The sequence below is a fragment of the Anditalea andensis genome, from assembly GCF_000714815.1.
Lineage (GTDB): Bacteria > Bacteroidota > Bacteroidia > Cytophagales > Cyclobacteriaceae > Anditalea > Anditalea andensis.
In genome coordinates this window covers 62,527-81,650 of record NZ_JMIH01000004.1, presented here as the reverse complement: position 1 = coordinate 81,650, position 19,124 = coordinate 62,527, and the positions used below count along the sequence as shown (strand labels likewise).

General features: G+C 38.9%; 15 protein-coding genes. 6 read left to right on the top strand and 9 right to left on the bottom strand.

Annotation, left to right across the window (positions count from 1 at the left end):
- Positions 1-123 precede the first annotated feature (123 nt).
- Positions 124-561, bottom strand: a complete 438-nt coding sequence (locus tag EL17_RS00545) for a nucleoside deaminase (RefSeq protein ID WP_035068603.1) — start codon at positions 559-561, stop codon at positions 124-126.
- A gap of 254 nt (positions 562-815) precedes the next feature.
- Here EL17_RS00545 and EL17_RS00540 point away from each other — a divergent pair, with 254 nt between their 5' ends.
- Complete coding sequence (locus EL17_RS00540) at positions 816-1,856, top strand: LLM class flavin-dependent oxidoreductase (protein ID WP_035068977.1); 1,041 nt, start codon at positions 816-818, stop codon at positions 1,854-1,856.
- 203 nt (positions 1,857-2,059) lie between these two features.
- Here EL17_RS00540 and EL17_RS00535 read toward each other — a convergent pair whose 3' ends face one another.
- Together EL17_RS00535 and EL17_RS00530 are read right to left on the bottom strand one after the other, a co-directional pair.
- The gene (locus EL17_RS00535; protein ID WP_035068601.1) at positions 2,060-2,485 is read right to left on the bottom strand and encodes an SRPBCC domain-containing protein; all 426 of its coding nucleotides are present in this window, start codon (positions 2,483-2,485) and stop codon (positions 2,060-2,062) included.
- A 137-nt stretch (positions 2,486-2,622) separates the two neighbouring features.
- On the bottom strand, positions 2,623-5,049 hold the full coding sequence (locus EL17_RS00530) for a TonB-dependent receptor plug domain-containing protein (RefSeq protein WP_035068599.1): 2,427 nt from the start codon (positions 5,047-5,049) through the stop codon (positions 2,623-2,625).
- A gap of 448 nt (positions 5,050-5,497) precedes the next feature.
- On the opposite strand from EL17_RS00530, the gene EL17_RS00525 reads away from it, so the two are divergent.
- Complete coding sequence (locus EL17_RS00525) at positions 5,498-7,096, top strand: sodium:solute symporter family transporter (protein ID WP_035068596.1); 1,599 nt, start codon at positions 5,498-5,500, stop codon at positions 7,094-7,096.
- A gap of 255 nt (positions 7,097-7,351) precedes the next feature.
- Here EL17_RS00525 and EL17_RS00520 read toward each other — a convergent pair whose 3' ends face one another.
- The 6 genes from EL17_RS00520 to EL17_RS00495 form a co-directional block, all read right to left on the bottom strand.
- Positions 7,352-8,083, bottom strand: a complete 732-nt coding sequence (locus EL17_RS00520) for an SOS response-associated peptidase (protein ID WP_051719677.1) — start codon at positions 8,081-8,083, stop codon at positions 7,352-7,354.
- Between the two features lie 228 nt (positions 8,084-8,311).
- Positions 8,312-9,229: a pirin family protein gene (locus EL17_RS00515; RefSeq protein WP_035068594.1), complete on the bottom strand. Its 918-nt coding sequence runs from the start codon at positions 9,227-9,229 to the stop codon at positions 8,312-8,314.
- A 68-nt stretch (positions 9,230-9,297) separates the two neighbouring features.
- A complete protein-coding gene (locus tag EL17_RS00510; RefSeq protein ID WP_205623506.1) occupies positions 9,298-11,799 on the bottom strand; it encodes a glycogen/starch/alpha-glucan phosphorylase in 2,502 nt (833 codons plus the stop codon).
- Between the two features lie 220 nt (positions 11,800-12,019).
- Complete coding sequence (locus EL17_RS00505) at positions 12,020-12,424, bottom strand: group III truncated hemoglobin (protein ID WP_035068970.1); 405 nt, start codon at positions 12,422-12,424, stop codon at positions 12,020-12,022.
- A gap of 99 nt (positions 12,425-12,523) precedes the next feature.
- A complete protein-coding gene (locus tag EL17_RS00500; RefSeq protein ID WP_035068592.1) occupies positions 12,524-13,195 on the bottom strand; it encodes a hypothetical protein in 672 nt (223 codons plus the stop codon).
- Positions 13,196-13,469: 274 nt separating this feature from the next.
- Positions 13,470-13,919: an Hsp20/alpha crystallin family protein gene (locus EL17_RS00495; protein ID WP_035068590.1), complete on the bottom strand. Its 450-nt coding sequence runs from the start codon at positions 13,917-13,919 to the stop codon at positions 13,470-13,472.
- Positions 13,920-14,236: 317 nt separating this feature from the next.
- Between EL17_RS00495 and EL17_RS00490 the strand changes: the two genes are divergently transcribed.
- The 4 genes from EL17_RS00490 (at position 14,237) to EL17_RS00475 (ending at position 18,951) form a co-directional block, all read left to right on the top strand.
- Positions 14,237-14,428 carry a CsbD family protein gene (locus tag EL17_RS00490; RefSeq protein ID WP_035068588.1) on the top strand — a complete coding sequence of 64 codons (192 nt, stop codon included), beginning with the start codon at positions 14,237-14,239 and terminating at the stop codon, positions 14,426-14,428.
- A 338-nt stretch (positions 14,429-14,766) separates the two neighbouring features.
- On the top strand, positions 14,767-15,285 hold the full coding sequence (locus tag EL17_RS00485; protein ID WP_035068585.1) for a cupin domain-containing protein: 519 nt from the start codon (positions 14,767-14,769) through the stop codon (positions 15,283-15,285).
- Positions 15,286-15,414: 129 nt separating this feature from the next.
- On the top strand, positions 15,415-16,539 hold the full coding sequence (locus EL17_RS00480; protein WP_035068583.1) for an aldo/keto reductase: 1,125 nt from the start codon (positions 15,415-15,417) through the stop codon (positions 16,537-16,539).
- Between the two features lie 237 nt (positions 16,540-16,776).
- Positions 16,777-18,951, top strand: a complete 2,175-nt coding sequence (locus EL17_RS00475; RefSeq protein WP_035068581.1) for a penicillin acylase family protein — start codon at positions 16,777-16,779, stop codon at positions 18,949-18,951.
- Positions 18,952-19,124 lie beyond the last annotated feature (173 nt).

Below are 19,124 nucleotides of genomic sequence, written 5' to 3'. Positions count from 1 at the left end.
ATAACAGGACTTAACGATAGTCTTAAGCTAACTGTAAGATTATATACCGCAATATTGGAATAAAGAGGGCATGATGTGTATCATAATGTCCCGGTTAAAAACATAGCTATCGCCATACTATTTTTATTCTCCAATATCCTCATTCCATAATGCCGGCTTTGCCTGAATGAAATTTTGCATCATTTGAATTGATTCGGGATCATTTAGTACAGTTATTTCTACTCCTTTGGCTACTAACAGATCTTCTGCACCTTTGAAATTAACGTTTTCACCTATTACTACTTTAGGTATGCCATATAGTAATATAGCTCCTGTGCACATAGGGCACGGGGATAAAGTGGTATAAATAATTGAATTTTTATAAACCGAAGCCGGCTGCCTTTTGGCATTTTCGAGTGCGTCCATTTCTCCATGGAGCACCACACTTCCATCTTGAACCCGCTTGTTGTGTCCTTTGCCTATTATATTGTTTTGATATACGAGTACGCTCCCTATAGGGATTCCCCCTTCAGCTAGGCTTTTTTTAGCCTGGTCTAATGCTTCTTTATAATATGGATCCATGGTTTAATTTAATTATCGGTATATATAAATGGCTATTGAATGAATAGATCATCATCCTAATACCCAAATATATATATTATAGAATGAATTATGTTCATAAAACCTTGTATGGTCTAAGCCCGCCAGATAAAAGTAATATATATATAGAGAGCGTGTGACTTCTTTTATATAAAAACCACATAGGTAAAGGTTATTTTTGAACTTTATTGATGGTTTTCAGATTTAGATATATATTCAATGTATATACATATAATATGGAAATAGGAATAACCACTTTTGTAGAAAATACGCCTGATCCGGTTTCAGGCAAATTGTTGGCTCCTTGGGAGAGGATGCATAATTTAATGGAAGAGATGGAACTGGCTGATCAGGTGGGCCTGGATGTATTTGCTATAGGGGAGCATCACAGATCTGATTTTGTCGTTTCTTCTCCAGCGATAGTACTCGCCGCCGGAGCCATGAGAACAAAAAACATCAGGCTTTCCAGTGCCGTAACAGTGCTGAGTTCAGATGATCCGGTGCGGGTTTTCCAGGATTTTGCCCATGTGGATCTGTTATCAAAGGGCAGGGCAGAAATTATAGCCGGCAGAGGTTCTTTCATAGAATCTTTCCCGCTCTTTGGCAATGACCTAAAAGACTATGATACTTTATTTGCCGAAAAGCTAGAACTGCTCCTAAAACTAAATAAAAGTGAAATCATTTCCTGGCAGGGAAAACACCGTCCTTCTATAGATAACCGGGGGGTATATCCGAGACCTTATCAGCGGGCCTTACCTGTTTGGATAGCCATAGGTGGCACTCCAGAGTCAGTAGTAAGGGCTGCCACGAAGGGTGTGCCTATGGCTTTGGCCATCATCGGAGGAATGCCGGATAGGTTCGTGCCATTGACAGATCTATATAAGGAAACGTACCTCAATGCAGGACATGATCCCGCAGATATGCAATTAGCTATAAATTCACATGGATTTATAGGCGATCATGACAGGGAGGCTGCAGACGCTTACTATGCACCCTACGCTTATCTAATGAGCAAAATAGGAAAGGAAAGGGGATGGCCTCCTATGAACAGGCCTCAGTATGAAGCCATGCGGTCCCCAGAAGGATCCCTTCTCGTCGGGAGCCCGCAGCAGGTGATCGATAAAATTTTGATGGAGCATGAGCTATTCGGCAATACCAGATTCCTGCTTCACATTAGTGTAGGTACTCTTCCACATAGGCAGGTTATGAGGGCCATCGAACTTTTGGGCTCTGAGGTGGCTCCGGCAGTACGGAAGGCGATAGGTAAGAGGGTTTAAATAATCTAAGGATAATGAGCTTATTGATTTAAGTTAGGCTCATTATCCCTTTATTGGAATCTACCTTCCATACAGCTTTTTTTATCTTCTTCCGAAAACATGTACCACATGTATACTGGCTATAGGATCATTGGTTATATACTAGTGAGGCTTTAAAAGAGGACAGAATTTATATTTATCTGATTTTTAATGTTGAATTTAAGTTAATGGCCCTCTACATATTCTTTCAATCCAGCTAATATCTCTTGCCATGACTTTTCCTGTGCTTCCTCCGGCAAGTTGTCATCTGCATCAAATGTAGTAGTCACAGTAGTGGTATCCCCATCTTCATCAAAGGTGATTTTGACTTTTTGGCCATCTCTCATCGTATAAGCGATAGTGTCTTCTTGAATGACCTCATCGTATGTTCCCTCCAGGTCTAATTTTGCACTTTCATTTTTGGAAGATTTCCTGCTGAAAAATTTCTCGCCTTCTTTAATTTTATTTTCCTCGTCAGAGGTTTCCCAATGATCCGATACCGGGTTCCATTGGACTATTGCTTTGGGATCGTTCCAGATTTCCCATACCTTCTTTACGGGAGCATTTATTTTTTCGCTCACTTCTAGACTTTTGTTACCGGAATTTGACATTGTTCTTGTATTTAGATAAATAGATGGTTTCAATGATTAACTAAAATATGCCAAATATGTTAACTATTAAGTTTATAGAGGTGAGTGGACTAGGAAATCTCTATGTTTTGATATGGTGGGAGGTTGACTGATTCATTTTAATTTACTCTAAATATATATTCTCTAAAGAGGGGATGCCCATTATCAGTGATTCCTTCTATAGTGATCCTGTAGTTACCAGGAGTATCTGCAGTGGTAAAATTTATTGATTTTGTTTGCTGGCTGTCCAAGGTAATCGATGGGTTCCAATAGATAGTACTACGGAGGTCTGGCATTTTGTTATGTACTGGCCTATCAAGGCTTGGGATATAAAATTCCCTTATCTTATTAAAACCGGATATCCTTTCCACTATGATGTGCTTGCCGGTATCGGAATCCGCTACTTCTTCATAACCCGGATCTGTAAAGAGTGCTATCACACCGCCACTTGCTCTTCCTCCATAAATACCAGCTGTCCCGGGTGTTTTTAGTATTTCTATTCTATTGATGTCAAATTGATTGATCATCTGCATCGTTTCTTCTGGTATTGGCATTCCGTCCAATAAATATAGAGGAGTGCCCTGACCCCTGATGACAGCCCTGAATTCATTCATTCCAGTGCGAGTGATATTCAGTCCGGCCACTCTTCCCTGCAGGCTTTCTAATATATTACCGGATGGTGATACCGGCAAACGATTTCTATAAAGTACAGCATCCGCCCGCTGATGAAGTTTAAATGGTTTAATCACTTCTGCTCTTCCCTCTACTACTATCTCTTCTAATAGCAGTGCCTGTAAATCCATCTCTGCTGAAGCCGACCCTATGCCTTCAAATTGTTTATGGGTATCGGCCACATATCTTTCGGGAAGTTTGGTTTCAAAATTATCAGGCAGACGTATCAAATTCTCTGCTATTAGAGGAAAAGTACCTTTTTCCAACATTTGAACCTCCACACCTTCTGTTCGTCCCTTATCATCGGAACCCTGTATGACTACCTGTATATTTCCGGTAAAGTAAAATCCCCTGAAGGTAAAATAGCCTTCTTTATTGGTTTCGGTTGTAATGAATGTCTGGGCCCGGTCCTTTAGAAAAAGCAATGCCTGGCCATTAGGAATTGGTTCCCCTCGTCTGTTTACCAGCCTTCCCCTAATATTTAGATCAGGTTCAATACCATATTGGATGCTTGGGAAGGCTTGCGTTATCATGTCGTTCCATCCAAATTTTCTCCATCCCTGAGTCATCATCAGGTGCCTAAGTGCTAGCTGCCGTTCTAAGCCATCATCTTCAAAATAATAGCCAGGGGATTCAATGAATCCTTTCAGATCAGCGCTTAAGAGCAGGTAGGTTTTTATATTTTCTGCATGAGGTGGCTTTTGGACCAATGAATCTGCTGTCACAGAAATGGATATCCGAGCTAGACCGTGATCTGCCTCTAAACCCATATCCAGCGTCACTTCTTCTCTTTTGCCAATCTCATTGTCTGATAAATTTATACTGATAACATGGCTTTCAGGATGATTTACAAAAACCAACCGTTCAGCAAGAGGGGCTCCATCTGCATTTGTTAATGTCAGCCGCATGATGCCTGTAGGCAAAACACTTTTAGGTATCCTTGTATTGAACTTTTGATCACTGGGAGTTATAAGTTCTTCACTATGAAGCAGATTTTGATTTGCTATCGCAAAAAGCCTTAGCAAAGCAGAGTCCCCGGAATTGGATGTGATCTCAATAAGGATATGCTCTGGGTCACTGGTTTCATCTACATGTAAAACTGTTCCTTCTCCCATAGATGTGGGCAAAGGGTAATCTATGGTCCTTCCATCCCTAAAATTAATTTTCGCATGATATGCAATGTCCCTTGCCGGGATAAAACGAAACGAACCCATACCGGTATGTTCATCACTAAAGTCCAGGACTTTTTTACCATTATCATCAAACAGCGAAGCAGTTACCGGTACGCCAAAACCATTTTCATCGATTGCTTTGAAAGCTACGGTATTATTAAGTCCCGCTATTAGCTCGCCGCTTTCAGGAAAAAATTGCAGATCAAGGGAGGGCTCGGGAGTAGCTCCAGCATGTCCAAGGGGTTCATTGGCAGCAAAGACAAAAATTTCCTTTTCGAAAAAAGTATCTCCACCAAAATTCCTCATATATTCAGTTAAAGCTGACAGCCTATACATGCCCTCTTCCAGATCATCAGGTAAATTAATATCCCCTATGGCTTCACCGTCAGCTATTGGCAGGGTTAATCTTTCTATTAAATCGTTACTATCATTGTATAGGTCTATATATAATACCCCGCTTTTATTTGTGGGTTTTTTGGTGATATCATCTACTACATAAGCCTTAAACCAGAGCATTTCTCCGGCCATATAATAGGGTTTATCATGATGTACGTAAACCTTTTCAGGGGCATAGTTCACTCTATATGTATTGAGTGAATTTTTTATGGTTTCTATAGGATCGTTTTGATAACTTATAAATGCAGACATCCATATTAATACTCCCAAATGTGCCGCTATATATATACTGGTTTTACCTTTCATTAGTCTTATGGTAATATCTTATAATAGATACGAAGAGATCAAGGGTTAAGCCATTATAATTGAGATAAATGTGTTAAAAAAGGTGAAAGTATTAATCTTATGGTGAAATCTGATAGGCCTAATAAGGTATTAGTGGGGGCATTTATTAAAAAAAGAGGCAGTCATGATGACCAAATAGCATAGAAAGCTTCACTTTTACCGATCTTCCATGTCATCCTAAACTTAAAGCATAAATTCAAAGGTGAAATTCTGCTGTAAATAAATGAAAGATTACACGGCATGTTACAGGAATGCTACAGATCGGATTTTATTTAATACTTATAATGAATGAAACAGTATAGATACGGTATAATTAGGGATAAATTTAATAACTAAATTTATTTGGCAGAATTTTTTATACAATAGATGAAAAACATCTACCACTAACACATCACCAGATTTTCTTTATATGTTGATTGCTTCTGCTCCTTCCTTCGAATTGGCCACTATTGATATTGTTATTGTATTGTTTTATATACTGTTTATATTGGCATTAGGTTTTTATGTCGGAAGAAAAGAGAAGTCATCTGACTCATTTTTTTTAGGCGGTAAATCTTCTACGTGGCCGCTGGTAGGATTCGGTCTGATAGCGGCCAATCTTTCAGGGACTTCATATTTAGGATTGGCAGGGGCTGGATATTATGATGGGATATCTGTATGGAACTATGAATGGATGGCTACCATACTGCTCATATTTTTTACAATTTTTATATTACCCTTTTATATCAGGTCCAATGTGCAGACGATACCTGAATATCTTGAAAAAAGATTTGATAGCCGTAGCAGATATGCTTTTTCAGGTTTTTCTATTTTCACCGCTATGTTTATAGATAGTGCAGGAGCATTGTTTGCCGGATCTATAACTTTAAGTTTAATATTTCCTGAGGTACCTATGTGGGTATTGATCGTGGGATTGACGTTTTTAGGTGGCATTTATGTAGTGATGGGTGGATTAAGAGCCGTGATGATCACTGATACCATTCAGGGTTTTCTACTTTTGACAGCAGGTGGCATCATATTTTATTTTTGCTTTAGGGAATTAGGTTCATGGCAGGCTGTAATAGAATCTGCCCCTGAAGATGGCTTTAAACTTTTTAAACCTACTGATGATGATTTTATGCCGTGGCCTGGGGTTTTCACAGGGGTGCTGTGGTTGGGTATATATTATTGGACCACTAATCATGTCGTAGTTCAAAAAGTACTTTCTGCTAAAAGTATGGATCACGGAAGGGGAGGGGTACTTTTTGCAGCTTTTATTCAGTTACCGTTTTTGTTTCTTTTGATTTTACCGGGTGTAATGGGGCGAGAACTTTATCCCGGACTGGAAGATCCCGATCAGATTTGGCCTGTATTGGCATTTGATTTTCTGCCTATAGGAATCAGGGGACTTGTTTTTGCTGCATTGGCCGCTGCATTGATGTCATCTCTTGATTCCGTTTTGAATGGAGCTTCATCACTTGTAGTCAATGATTTTTTGAAAGCCCAGGGATATGTGAAAGATGAAAAAAGGCTGCTTACATATGGTCGCATCACTGTAGGTATACTGATGGTGGTAGCAGCACTTTGGGCCCCCGTGATTTTTATGTTTGATGGTTTGGTGGCATATTTCCAGTCATTTATAGGTCATATTACCATGCCGGTGGTAGTAATTTACATGGGTGGGTTATTTTGGAGGGGAGCTACAAAGGAGGCTGCATTTTATACACTTGTTATCGGGGCACCTATAGGATTGCTGGCTTTTCTCGGAAATGAAATTTTTGACCTTTACCATATGCAGTTCCTTTATTCTACCGGTATTATGCTGGTGTTTAGCGTAGTTTTATTCGTAATTATAAGTTTGGCTACCAAGGAGCCGCTGGATGAGGATAAGGTGCCATTTATATGGACTTCACAGGCTTGGAAAAATGAATCCCGGGAACTTAACGAAAAACCTTGGCGAAAAAATTACAGAATATGGGCTTTGGTATTGTTAATATTAACACTGGTTATGATCTTTATTTTCGCTTGAAATCACAAAACTCCTAATTGTATGAGCTCATTTTATACACAAAATAAAGCAATAGCAATCCCGCACTTCTACCTCTCTTGAGCCGATTTATTGGTTATCATGAAAAAGCCCTTAAGTAAAATAGGAATTTAATAACGAAGGGTATGTTACTATATGCCTCACTGGCAAATTAAAAATCTTAATGCATACCATTTTGTTAATTATGTAATGAAATAGGTTCTTCCCGCCTATACCCAGTTAATAGTTTGGTGTAATTTAAAATAATCCTTTAGAGAGTTCCTGATAATTTAAAGGCTCCTTTACTTCCGGTACATCGCTATTTTCTTTTCGGGAGGTCACCAGTCGGCTCACGGTATGATATGCCATGCTTTCAGCTTTGAAGGGTTGCATTAATAAGCTGATATCCGTATTGGAAAGGTCTTGTGAAAGCCAGTCCATTTCGGTTTCGGGGTTTAATATTAATGGCATTCTTTTTTTAGAATTATGTATCTTATCCATCATATCATTGGCGGCGGTGGTGATGATAGAAAATGTTCTTTTCATTCTACCGGTGCTTTGATCTGACCATTGCTCCCAGATCCCACCGAGTGAAAATACAGTTTCATCTTTAGGATAAATGTAATGAGGGTACGTTTTATTTCTATGGTGCAGCCATTCAAAAAAACCGTCTACCGGTATGATACATCTGCGTTTTAAAATAGCCTCTCTAAAAGATGGAAGCTCAAATACCGTTTCACATTTGGCGTTCAGTGTTCGGTTTTCCATCTGCTTGGCATGGCCGATATCATTTACCCAAAATGGGATAAGTCCCCAATCGAATGTCTGAAAACTGGATGGGGCATCATTGGCTATTACTATCACGGTGGGATGATCAAATCCATTAAGATGATGACCGCTCCCTTTTTCGAAAAGGGGGCTTATGGATTTATTTATACCATATCGTTCTTTAATAACTTTTTTTGTGACCTTCTTAAAGGTCTGGGACATGTGATAGCACATTAGCAAATAAAGAAGTGTATAATATTTAATTCATTTATATTCAGATATTGAAAATAAAATATAGAACTTTATGTCAGTTCTTAGGATATTGGATTTATAGGTTTAAAATCCCTTTTAACTGATATGTATCTCCCCTGATAAAAGTTGGTTTTTAAATATTATCCTATTATGTCAATAGAATGTAATCAGATTAAAATTGGTTTTCGTTTTGAAAATTTATGATAGGGCTTGTGGTGAGGGACTGCCGGCTGGTTTGGATCGATCTTCTGGCAGAGGTACAAATTCTAAATTATCTGTAGGGGGTAATAGTATTCTTCCTTCTTTCCAATCAGCTTTTGCCTGTTCTATCCGATCTTTGCTGGAAGATACAAAATTCCACCAAATATAGCGCTCACCAAGTGGTTCCCCACCCAAAAACATTAAAGTACAGTTTTCTTGAGCCTTGATTTTAGGGTTTGCTGTTTTATTGAAAACCAGCATCTGACCTGCGGTATAATATCTTCCTGATACTTCCACACTGCCTTTGGCCACATAGATGGCCCGTTCAGTGTGTTTATCAGGAAGTCCAAATAAATGCCCCTTCTCCATATTGACATGAAGGTAATAAAGAGGGGAATGGGTTTTAACTTTATTCTCCAGTCCATATGCATTTCCGGCTATTAGCCTCATCCATATGCCTTTATCTGTATAAATGGGGAGTTCTTCAGGTTGATAATTCTCAAATGTAGGAGCTGTTTCCTCATCTTTTTCAGGTAATGCTACCCATGTCTGGATCATTTCAAGTTTACTGTTGGCCAGTGTATGGGGGTCTTCAAACCTTTCTGAATGGGCTATGCCACTGCCTGCAGTCATCCAGTTGACTTCTCCTGGTCTGATGATTTTATTCACGCCTAGGCTATCCCTATGCGTGACCTGCCCGCCAAATAGGTAGCTTACAGTGGATAGTCCTATATGGGGATGAGGTAATACATCCATAGAAGAGGAGGGATCCTGGCCAACGATATCCACCGGCCCTGCATGGTCCATAAAAATAAAAGGACCCACCATTCTTCTCATTCTAAACGGCAATATCCTGTTTACATTCATTCCTTCTCCTATGGAAGCTTTTCTTGCTTCTATTACTATATCTATCATATTATTTTTTTTTAGTAAAATGCTGAAATAAAGGAAAGTTATAAACCGGCAGTAATGGAAGGATATAATTATGGCCTGTTTTGAAAGGAATCTATTTTCCAAATTAAGCTACTGTAATCCTGTATAGATCTGTCTGATGAAAACTTACCCATTCTGGCAACATTTATAATAGACTTTTTGGTCCAGTTGGATTGATTGCCCCATTCTTCATACACCTTTGCCCTACTGATCAGATAAGATTCAAAATCAGCCATGATCATATAAGGATCATCGTATAGGAGTTGTTCATAGATGGGTTGGAATAGCTTGGGGTTTTCTGGTGACAAAGCTCCTGAGATCAGGAAGTCCATTACTTCCCGAAGATGCAGGTTATGAACATAATGGTCTCCAGGTTTATAATTCCCCTGTTTTTTATGCTGCACTTCTTCTGCGTTAAGTCCAAAGAGAAAGAAATTGTCCATTCCTATTTCTTCCATCATTTCCACATTGGCACCATCCAATGTACCTATAGTCAAGGCACCGTTTAATGATAGCTTCATATTACCGGTCCCTGATGCTTCTTTGCCAGCCATTGAAATCTGCTCGGATAGATCAGCTGCTGGATAGATGTGCTGAGCCTTTTTTACACTGAAATCCGGGAGGAAAATTACCTTTAGTTTATCATTTACTTCTGTATCCTGGTTAATGAGGTCACCTACAGCTGTAATGAGTTTTATGATCAGCTTGGCCATGAAATATCCAGGTGCTGCCTTTCCTGCAAAAATGAAAGCCATGGGTATCATGTCCTTATTGTTACCTTTTTTTATTTGCAGATATAGGTGTAGGATATTTAAGACATTTAAATGCTGGCGCTTATATTCATGTATCCGTTTTACATGAACATCAAACATCATAGACGGATCTACCGATATTCCAGTTTCCAGTTTTATATGATCTGACAGCGAAGCTTTATTGGTCTGTTTGATAGCCATCCATTTGTTTTGAAATGTAGGGTCTTCGGCCATATTTTCCAATTTACTCAGTTCCTTTAGATCTGTTAACCAGCCTGAACCTATGGTTTCTGTAATCAGGCCTGTTAAAAGTGGATTGCTTAATGCTATAAATCTGCGTGGACTGATGCCATTTGTAACGTTACAGAATTTATCCGGCCATAATTGAGCAAAATCATATAATACATGTTTTTTGAGAAGCTCTGAGTGTAGCGCTGAAACTCCATTTACCTTATGGCTTCCTACTGTAGCAAGATGCGCCATTCTAATAGAGCCTTCCCCACTATGGTCTATAAGGGCCATCCTGGATAGCTGCTCATCGGAGCAGCCATGTTGATACTTCAATTCTTGTACAAACCGGTGGTTTATTTCATATATGATCTCCAGATGACGGGGAAGAACTCTCCTAAAGAGGGGAATAGACCACTTCTCCAGGGCTTCTGGCAGGAGTGTGTGATTGGTATACCCAAAGCACCGCTGGGTGATGTTCCAGGATTTGTCCCAGTCAATCTGGTAATCATCTACCAGCAGTCTCATGAGTTCTGCTACTGCTATAGCTGGGTGCGTGTCATTAAGTTGAATGGCGAATTTTTCATGCAGCGTATCCAAGATCCGGCCTTGTAGCAGATGCAACCTGATCAGATCCTGTAGTGAGCAAGAGACAAAGAAGTATTGTTGTTTTAATCTCAGTTCCTTTCCTGTTTCTTGTTCGTCATTTGGGTAGAGTACTTTGGTGATGTTTTCTGAAAGAATTTTTTCCTGTACAGCTTTATAATAATCACCCTTATTATAGGCTGAAAAATCAAATGTGTCTATGGCTTCTGCTCTCCATAGCCTTAGTATACTGCCGTACCCTTTGTATCCTAAAATAGGAGTGTCATATGCAGTTCCCCTTAATTTGGAATCGGGGATCCAATTTACTGTAAAATTTCCATTGGAATCTGTAACATGTTTAGTACTTCCACCAAACATGATATTATATCCGATTTCACTCCTTACTACCTCCCAGGGATTTCCGTATTGCAGCCATTTATCGGTATATTCTTCCTGCAATCCATTTTTAATATGCTGTTCAAAAATCCCGAATTCATACCTGATCCCATAGGCTATGGATGGTATACCTATAGTGGCCATCGAGTCGAGGTAACAGGATGCCAGTCTACCCAGCCCCCCGTTTCCTAATCCTGGTTCTTCCTCCTGAAGGATCAATTCTTCCATGTCAATCCCCAGTTCGGCCATAGCAGCGGCTGTCTGTTCAGTGATGCCGAGGCTTAAAAGGTTATTGGCCAGGTGCGGGCCGGGAAGATATTCTGCTGAAAGATAAGCCACCACTCTGAGATCTTCATCCGAAATCCGTTTGACTGTAGTGACAAATTCCTTAAAAACCCTGTCTCTGACTGTATAAGCTAGCGCTTGGTAATAATCCATGATAGTGGCGCCTTTTGGTACCCTTCCGATATGGAAAAATAGGTTTTCTAAAAATGAGTCTTTGATATCATTTTTAGAAAGTCCGATACGCTTGGATTTGATGGTTTTGGAGGTCAGTAGATCGAAATTGATAGCTTTCCTTTCTTTCATCATTATAGGTAACTTTAAGGGTAGGGGTAATGTGTTTAATAATTTAAGCAATTTGAAATAAATAAACCTAATAAGTTGATGGCACTTTATAGTCTTATTTGATGCCTTTACTTTTTCAACCCGTATAAATAATAATTGTTAGGATTTTTTTTACCAAAATAGAATAGTATAGTTGATAAAAGGAATAGCACCTCATCTAGTTTTAGCCTCGTAATGTGTATACTTAATTCTTGTTTTCCATCCTTCCGTCCATGATCCTAAAGAACAGGATATGGGCCATTTTACGGGCATGCTCTTTTGCAAAATGGGCATTTGCTCCTTCGAAATGCTCATCCAGTGAGGAAAACCACATTTCCAGCCAATGACCAAATAAGGCCTGGTGAATCTTATATCCCGTGACCTGATCTACTTCCTTATGAACTTTTACTGGATTAAATTTACCCGCTCCAGGTCCTGTGTTCAGTAGTATGATTTCCCAAAAATCTATAAGTCGCTCTAAATGTGACTCCCAATCATTTACGATTCCATTAAATATAGGCCCTAGATCTGCATGTACCCTGACCTTAGCATAAAAATTTCTGACCAAAAAGGAAACGTCCTTTCGTGATGTAATATCTTGCTTTGGCATGTAAGTTTTAAAATGGTTGATGCTTAAAGATATGATTTTTACGGCAAAAAGCATTGTCTATAATAAACCAAAGCATGAATAGTGGCTATTCCATATAGTCTACCAAAGGTAATTCTTATAAAGGTAATCAAGATGGCGGTTGAGTGTCAGTTCTTTTAATGGCTGGTTTTCGAGCATATTGGATGCTTTATAATACACCACTTCGTCCCGTTCATTGTCCAGTATCAATACACTGACATTTGATTGTGCGGTATAGGGTATGATCATTACCATGCCAAAAGTAACAATACCAATACCGATAGATTTTAACATTTGTCCGGTAAGGTTGCCTTTTTTTCTAGTAAAACCCGAAGTAGCCGTAAGCATTCCAAAACGGTTTCCTGATAATTCTAGATGTGCTTTAATAGAAGGGGGCAAAGGGATGCTGTGAAATTTTTTCATGCCTGATACTTCTTTAAATAAATACTTGGTCTCTTCCTGTATCTGGACTTTAGTGAAATTTTCTTCTAATATATTGATCATATTTACTGGAAGCCGATTGCGGTTTTGGTTTACTACATTCAACCATAGTTGGCCTGATATATAGGAGAGGGAATCGCTATATTCCATTTTATTGCCCCTGTTAATAATGTAGATATCAGATACAGGTTCGAATACCATCATTTCTTTTATTTCCCAAGGCTGAACCTTAGATGATAAAAAAGATTTTTTAGCGCAGGAACTTGCGCTGATCAGTAGAAGGCAATAAATCAGTATCAATCTGGGCGACATAGAAATGAAAAGTTAAATATGAGTTTTAAAAATATAATAAAAATGTGAGTTTTTAACTTGTTGCCGAAAATAAATGTTTGAATATGATACAATAGTAGAATTTAAATTGTGTATTTATAATAAAAAACTATATTAAATTTTGTAATTAATACAGAGGTTTGTGGCTAAACAGCTTTAAATAGAAATATTGATATTAAATAATTTTAATTTAATATCATTTGTCTGAAGCAAAAAAGGACGGTTGAACCCGTCCTTTAATTATTTCAATGGTTAATTATGAAATTTTTATTAATCTTGGTGCTTTTTTCTTGGCTTCATCTTTTTTAGGCACCATGAGGTAAAGTACCCCATCTTGGTATTTAGCTTCAATCTTATCTTCTTTTACCATACCTTGTGGAAGGGTGAATGACCTTTGAAAAGATTGGTAACTAAATTCCCTTTTAGTGAATTTTTCCCCATCTTGTTCTACTTTTTCATCCTGTTTTTCGGAAGAAATGGTGAGCAGGTTATTATCAATTTCCACTTTAAAATCCTCTTTCTGCATACCCGGCGCTGCCACTTCTACCGTAAACCCTTCCTCGTTTTCTTTTATATTGACCGCGGGAAGGGTTGTGCCGGTATTAGAAAAGTTGTTGCTGTTCCAGTCAAAGAGTTCCCTGTTCATTAATTCCGATAACCAATTAGATGGGTGACCGTTTGCATTTCTTTTTGCTAATGTTTTCATGATATCCTCCTTTTTTTAAAGTTGTGAAACGATAAAGTAGTTAAGAACAATCTAGTCCTTTCAACCAAAATGCCAACTTTACTAATATGGATATAGATAAAACAGTATGTGTCAAAGTGTCTTAATGTGAAGCATGGAGTGATTTAAAACCATCAATCTGAGACCTATATGAAAGAAATTATGTCAGTAATCTAGTATTTACTTGTCGAAATTTATCAGTGAGTAAGAAATAATATTATTATATCTATATTAATTATGGTAATTGTGGCATTATATATGTACTTATTGATTTATAACAAACCAAAAAACTAAATATTATGAGCGCATTCACAGATAAACTTAAAGGAAATTGGAACCAAATTAAAGGTAAGCTTAAACAGCAATACGGAGACCTCACAGATGATGACCTCACATATACTGAAGGTAAGGAGGATGAACTAATCGGAAAAATCCAAGCAAAGACTGGGCAAACTAAAGAAGATGTCCAAAAGTTTATAGATAACTTATAAAAACACCTAACATACCACTAACCACTAACATCGAAAATCCTCCAGATTAATTTTATGGGGGATTTTTTTTTATGTTGATTCCATGCTGATTAAATAGCCAATTTATTAGTGATAATGAGGTACATAATTAAGCAAATATCCTACATGTACTATAACATTCTAAGTACATAGCAGCATCAAAACATTTTTCATTTTATAAATTTAATATACAATAATCTTCCTTTTTGCTTTAAGAAATTGATGTTTAGGATGAATTATACTATTAATTTTTTAAAAGGCTTAAAAATTGTGGGTGAATCAGGACTAATAGGTGGTGATTTACAAATGAGGATAGGACCATGACACACAACTCTACAACCGAGCTATATTATTTTATGGACGATGGTCTGATTCCAAACAGTAAGTTTGCTCTTATATTATATCGCCAGGTAGTGTCTGAACATGGTGAAAAATGTGCAGTATGGATGGAAAACTCTTTCTACTCACATAACTGGACCAATACATGGAGATGGGGCATATATAAATATCATCACTACCATAGTAATACACATGAAGTTTTGGGAGTTTTAAATGGATCAGCTGATTTACTCTTAGGAGGTAAGCATGGTGAAACCATTTCAGTAATGGCCGGAGATGTAATGGTAATACCTGCCGGAGTGGGGCACAAATGCCTCGTAAGTAGAGGTGATTTTGAAGTGGTGGGAGCATATCCTGATGGAATAGCAGCCGACCTGCTGAAAGGAGAACTTTCAGAAAGGCCAAAGGCTGATGAAAATATTAAGCTCGTTCCGTTACCCAATATGGATCCTATATACGGTGCAGATGCCGGTCTGAAAGATATTTGGGGTAAAGGATAAAAAAATACCGGCAAAGGAGGTGTGTATGCTTATTATCAAACATGTCTTATATAGATTTCATTTAAAACTACAAAGCATAGTTCAAAAAATATCTTTAAAAATCTAACATCTACCTATCGTATAAATCTTATGACATCGAGAAGAAATTTTATCACTACAGGGTTAAAAATTACCGCTGGGGCCAGCTTGGCGCCATTGCTCCCGGCATTTGGTAGCCAGCATCAGGCTGATCTTCCTATATTGGAAAGACTCACCAAAAGAGGAACTGTCAATCGGGATATAATACTACCAGCCAATCATGGTTTGGGAGGGGTGGCCATAGGGAATGCTTTCCGTCCCACTACGGACGAGGAAGCCAGGGGTGCCATGGAGGCAGCATGGGAGGCAGGGGTTCGCTTCTATGATACATCACCTTATTATGGACTTGGGCTTAGCGAAAGAAGATTTGGTCAATTTCTGCACAACAAAAAACGGGAAGATTATATTTTAGCCACTAAGATAGGTCGAATCATGAAACCAACCAGCGAAAAGCAGGATACCATGTGGAAAGAACCCGCTCCCTTTAAATATGACTATGATTATAGTGCCTCTGGAACCAGAAGGTCTATTGAAGATAGCCTTCAGCGACTGGGAATTGAAAGCATCGATATTGTTTTTATCCATGACTTATCCCCTGAAAATGAAGAAATGGACTGGGAGGAAAATTTTAAAAAGGCAGAAAAAGGAGCTATGCCCGAACTCGTTAAAATGAGGGAAGAAGGCCTAATAAAAGGATGGGGAATGGGAGTAAACAGGATTGAACCTATTTTAAAAGCCATAGAAGCGTCAGATCCGGATATTTGCCTGACTGCTACGCAGTATTCACTCATAGAGCATGAGGATGCATTGAACCGTTTATTTCCGGTCTGCGAAAAAAACAATGTTAAACTCGTTTCTGGAGCACCGTTAAATTCCGGGTTTTTGGCAGGGATAGACAGGTATAATTATAGTGAAGACATTCCGGAGAAGTTTTTACAAAAAAGAAAACAGCTGAAGCAGATAGCGGATGATCACAATATAGATCTACGAACTGCAGCACTTCAGTTTTGTGCAGCTCCTGAAATTATGGCTGCGGTAATACCAGGCACAAGATATGCGTCCCAAGCTAAAGAAAACGTGGTCTCCATGACGGCCGACATTCCGGCAGCTTTCTGGCAAGAACTTAAGCAGAAAGGTTTGATAGCTAAAAATGCACCTTTACCAAAAAATGTTTAAAATACATGAGGTAGTTTCAAAATATCTACTCCGCAAAATTAGACCTGAGAGCTATACCTGATTTATTAAAAGTATAGCTTATCAGGTCATTTTTTTGACCACAAATGCCTATAGGATGCACTTTGGAATGAAAGGTTTAACATTTTTACCATTAAAGTAGGATTTAAATTGGACCTATATCGAGATATAAAACCATTTTTGTTATTTTACCATTCCTAAATTTTATACTCCGCACATATGTTGACACGGCTTTACCTATTTATAATCCTTTTAAACCTAAGTCAAACCATAGTGGCCCAGCAGCACCTGGCCCGATGGGAAAGGCATGCCCATGATACAGAGATCATCAGAGACCAGTGGGGTATACCCCACATTTATGGTAAAACAGATGCTGATGCTGTATTTGGGCTATTGTATGCCCAGTGTGAGGATGATTTCAATAGGGTGGAGGTAAATTATATTACAGCCATGGGCCGCATGGCAGAGGTGGAAGGGGTGAGTGAACTCTATGCCGATCTTCGGATGAGGTTATATATAGATCCTGAAACTGTAAAAGAAGAGTATGAAAACAGTCCGCCGTGGCTGAAATCGCTTATGGATGCATGGGCGGATGGTATCAATTATTATCTTCATACCCATCCTGAGGTAGAACCTAAACTGATTACGAATTTTGAACCTTGGATGGCTTTGACTTTCAGTGAAGGCAGTATCGGTGGAGATATAGAAACCATTTCTGTCAATAGGCTAAAGGATTTTTATGATAGAGATTTTCATGCTTATCTTACCTATACCGAAAGAAATTTTGATGAGGAACCCAAAGGGTCCAATGGATTTGCCATAGCCCCTGAGCTCACAGTTAATGGCCATGCACTTCTGATGATCAATCCTCATACGTCATTTTACTTTAGACCTGAAGTTCATGTGGTGAGCGATGAAGGGCTGAATGCCTATGGAGCAGTGACCTGGGGTCAGTTTTTTGTTTATCAGGGATTCAATGAATATAATGGATGGATGCATACTTCCAGTAAAGCAGATGCTATAGATCATTATGCGCTGACGGTAGAAGAAAGAGATGGGAGGTACTATTACAAATTTGGAAAAGAATGGAGGCCGCTGACCGAAAAATCTATCCGATTAAAATATAAGGAAGATGGGAAATTTAAGGAGAGGGCAATCACAGCTTACTACAGCCATCATGGGCCCGTCATCCGTGCGGATGATGATAGATGGATAGCCATTGCCCTCATGGTGGAGCGTGAAAAAGCGCTTACACAGTCATTTCAGAGAACTAAAACTACCAATCATGATGCGTATAAGCAAGTGATGGAGCTGAAGACCAATTCTTCCAATAATACGGTATATGCGGATAGGGACGGAAATATCGTATACTATCATGGAAATTTTATCCCCATCCGAAATCAGGGATTTGACTGGAGAAACGTGGTAGATGGAAGTAATCCCGCTACTGACTGGAAGGGGCTACATGCTATAGAAGAAATGATTTATATCCAAAACCCTGCCAACGGGTGGATCCAAAATGCCAACTCAACCCCATTCACTGCAGCAGGTGACCATAGTCCCAAACCATCAGATTATCCAGATTATATAGCTTGGGATCTGGAAAATGCCCGTGGGCTTAATGCCGTACGCTTGCTAAAAGATCAGAAAAACTTCACCCTTCAAAGTTTAATAGACCTTTCTTACGACCCTAAACTGCTGGCTTTTGAGCCCTTGATTCCGGTTTTGGTCAATGCCTATAATCATTTGGACCAAAATGACAGGAGGAAAAATGAGCTCAGGGCTCCTATAGATACCCTACAGCAGTGGGATTTAAATACTGGTTCCCAGTCAGTGGCTACAGCTCTGGCCATTCATTTTGGATCGCAGATTGTAAGAAAGGCAGCAGTTATCGAGCGGCCTTGGGATGCTTACCTTTTTGATTTCATTGCTGAAAACGCTCCTGATACGATGTTCATAGAAGCTTTAGAAAATGCTATTGCTGTGATGGAGACAGATTTTGGTACTTGGAATACACCATGGGGAGACATAAATAGATTTCAGCGGCTTACCCATGATATTCAGGGAAGATTTGACGATGACCAACCCAGTATTGCTATTCCATTCAATTCTTCATTTTATGGCTCACTGGCCGCTTATGGCAGCAGGCAATATTCCAATACCAAAAAGTGGTACGGATCCGTGGGTAACAGTTTTGTGGCAGCAGTGGAATTTGGAGACAAGGTTGTGGCCAAATCGCTTTTGGCGGGAGGTCAAAGTGGGGATCCCTCATCGCAGCATTTTACAGATCAGGCAGAAATGTATAGCAGGGGGGAGTTCAAAGATGTACATTTTTATAGAGAAGATGTCTTAAAAAACAAGAAAATAAGTTATCGACCAGGACAAACCTATTAACATACTTATTTGGCAGAAGCTATTAAATTCATTTATATATTTTTTTTAATAGCCAGATGGAATCTCGCATGTATATAATCATTCCGATGTGGGACGCTCACCGTCATGCTCGATTTTATATGATGATTTGTTTCTAACTTTAATAACTAATATAGATAGTTATTAAGCATTGT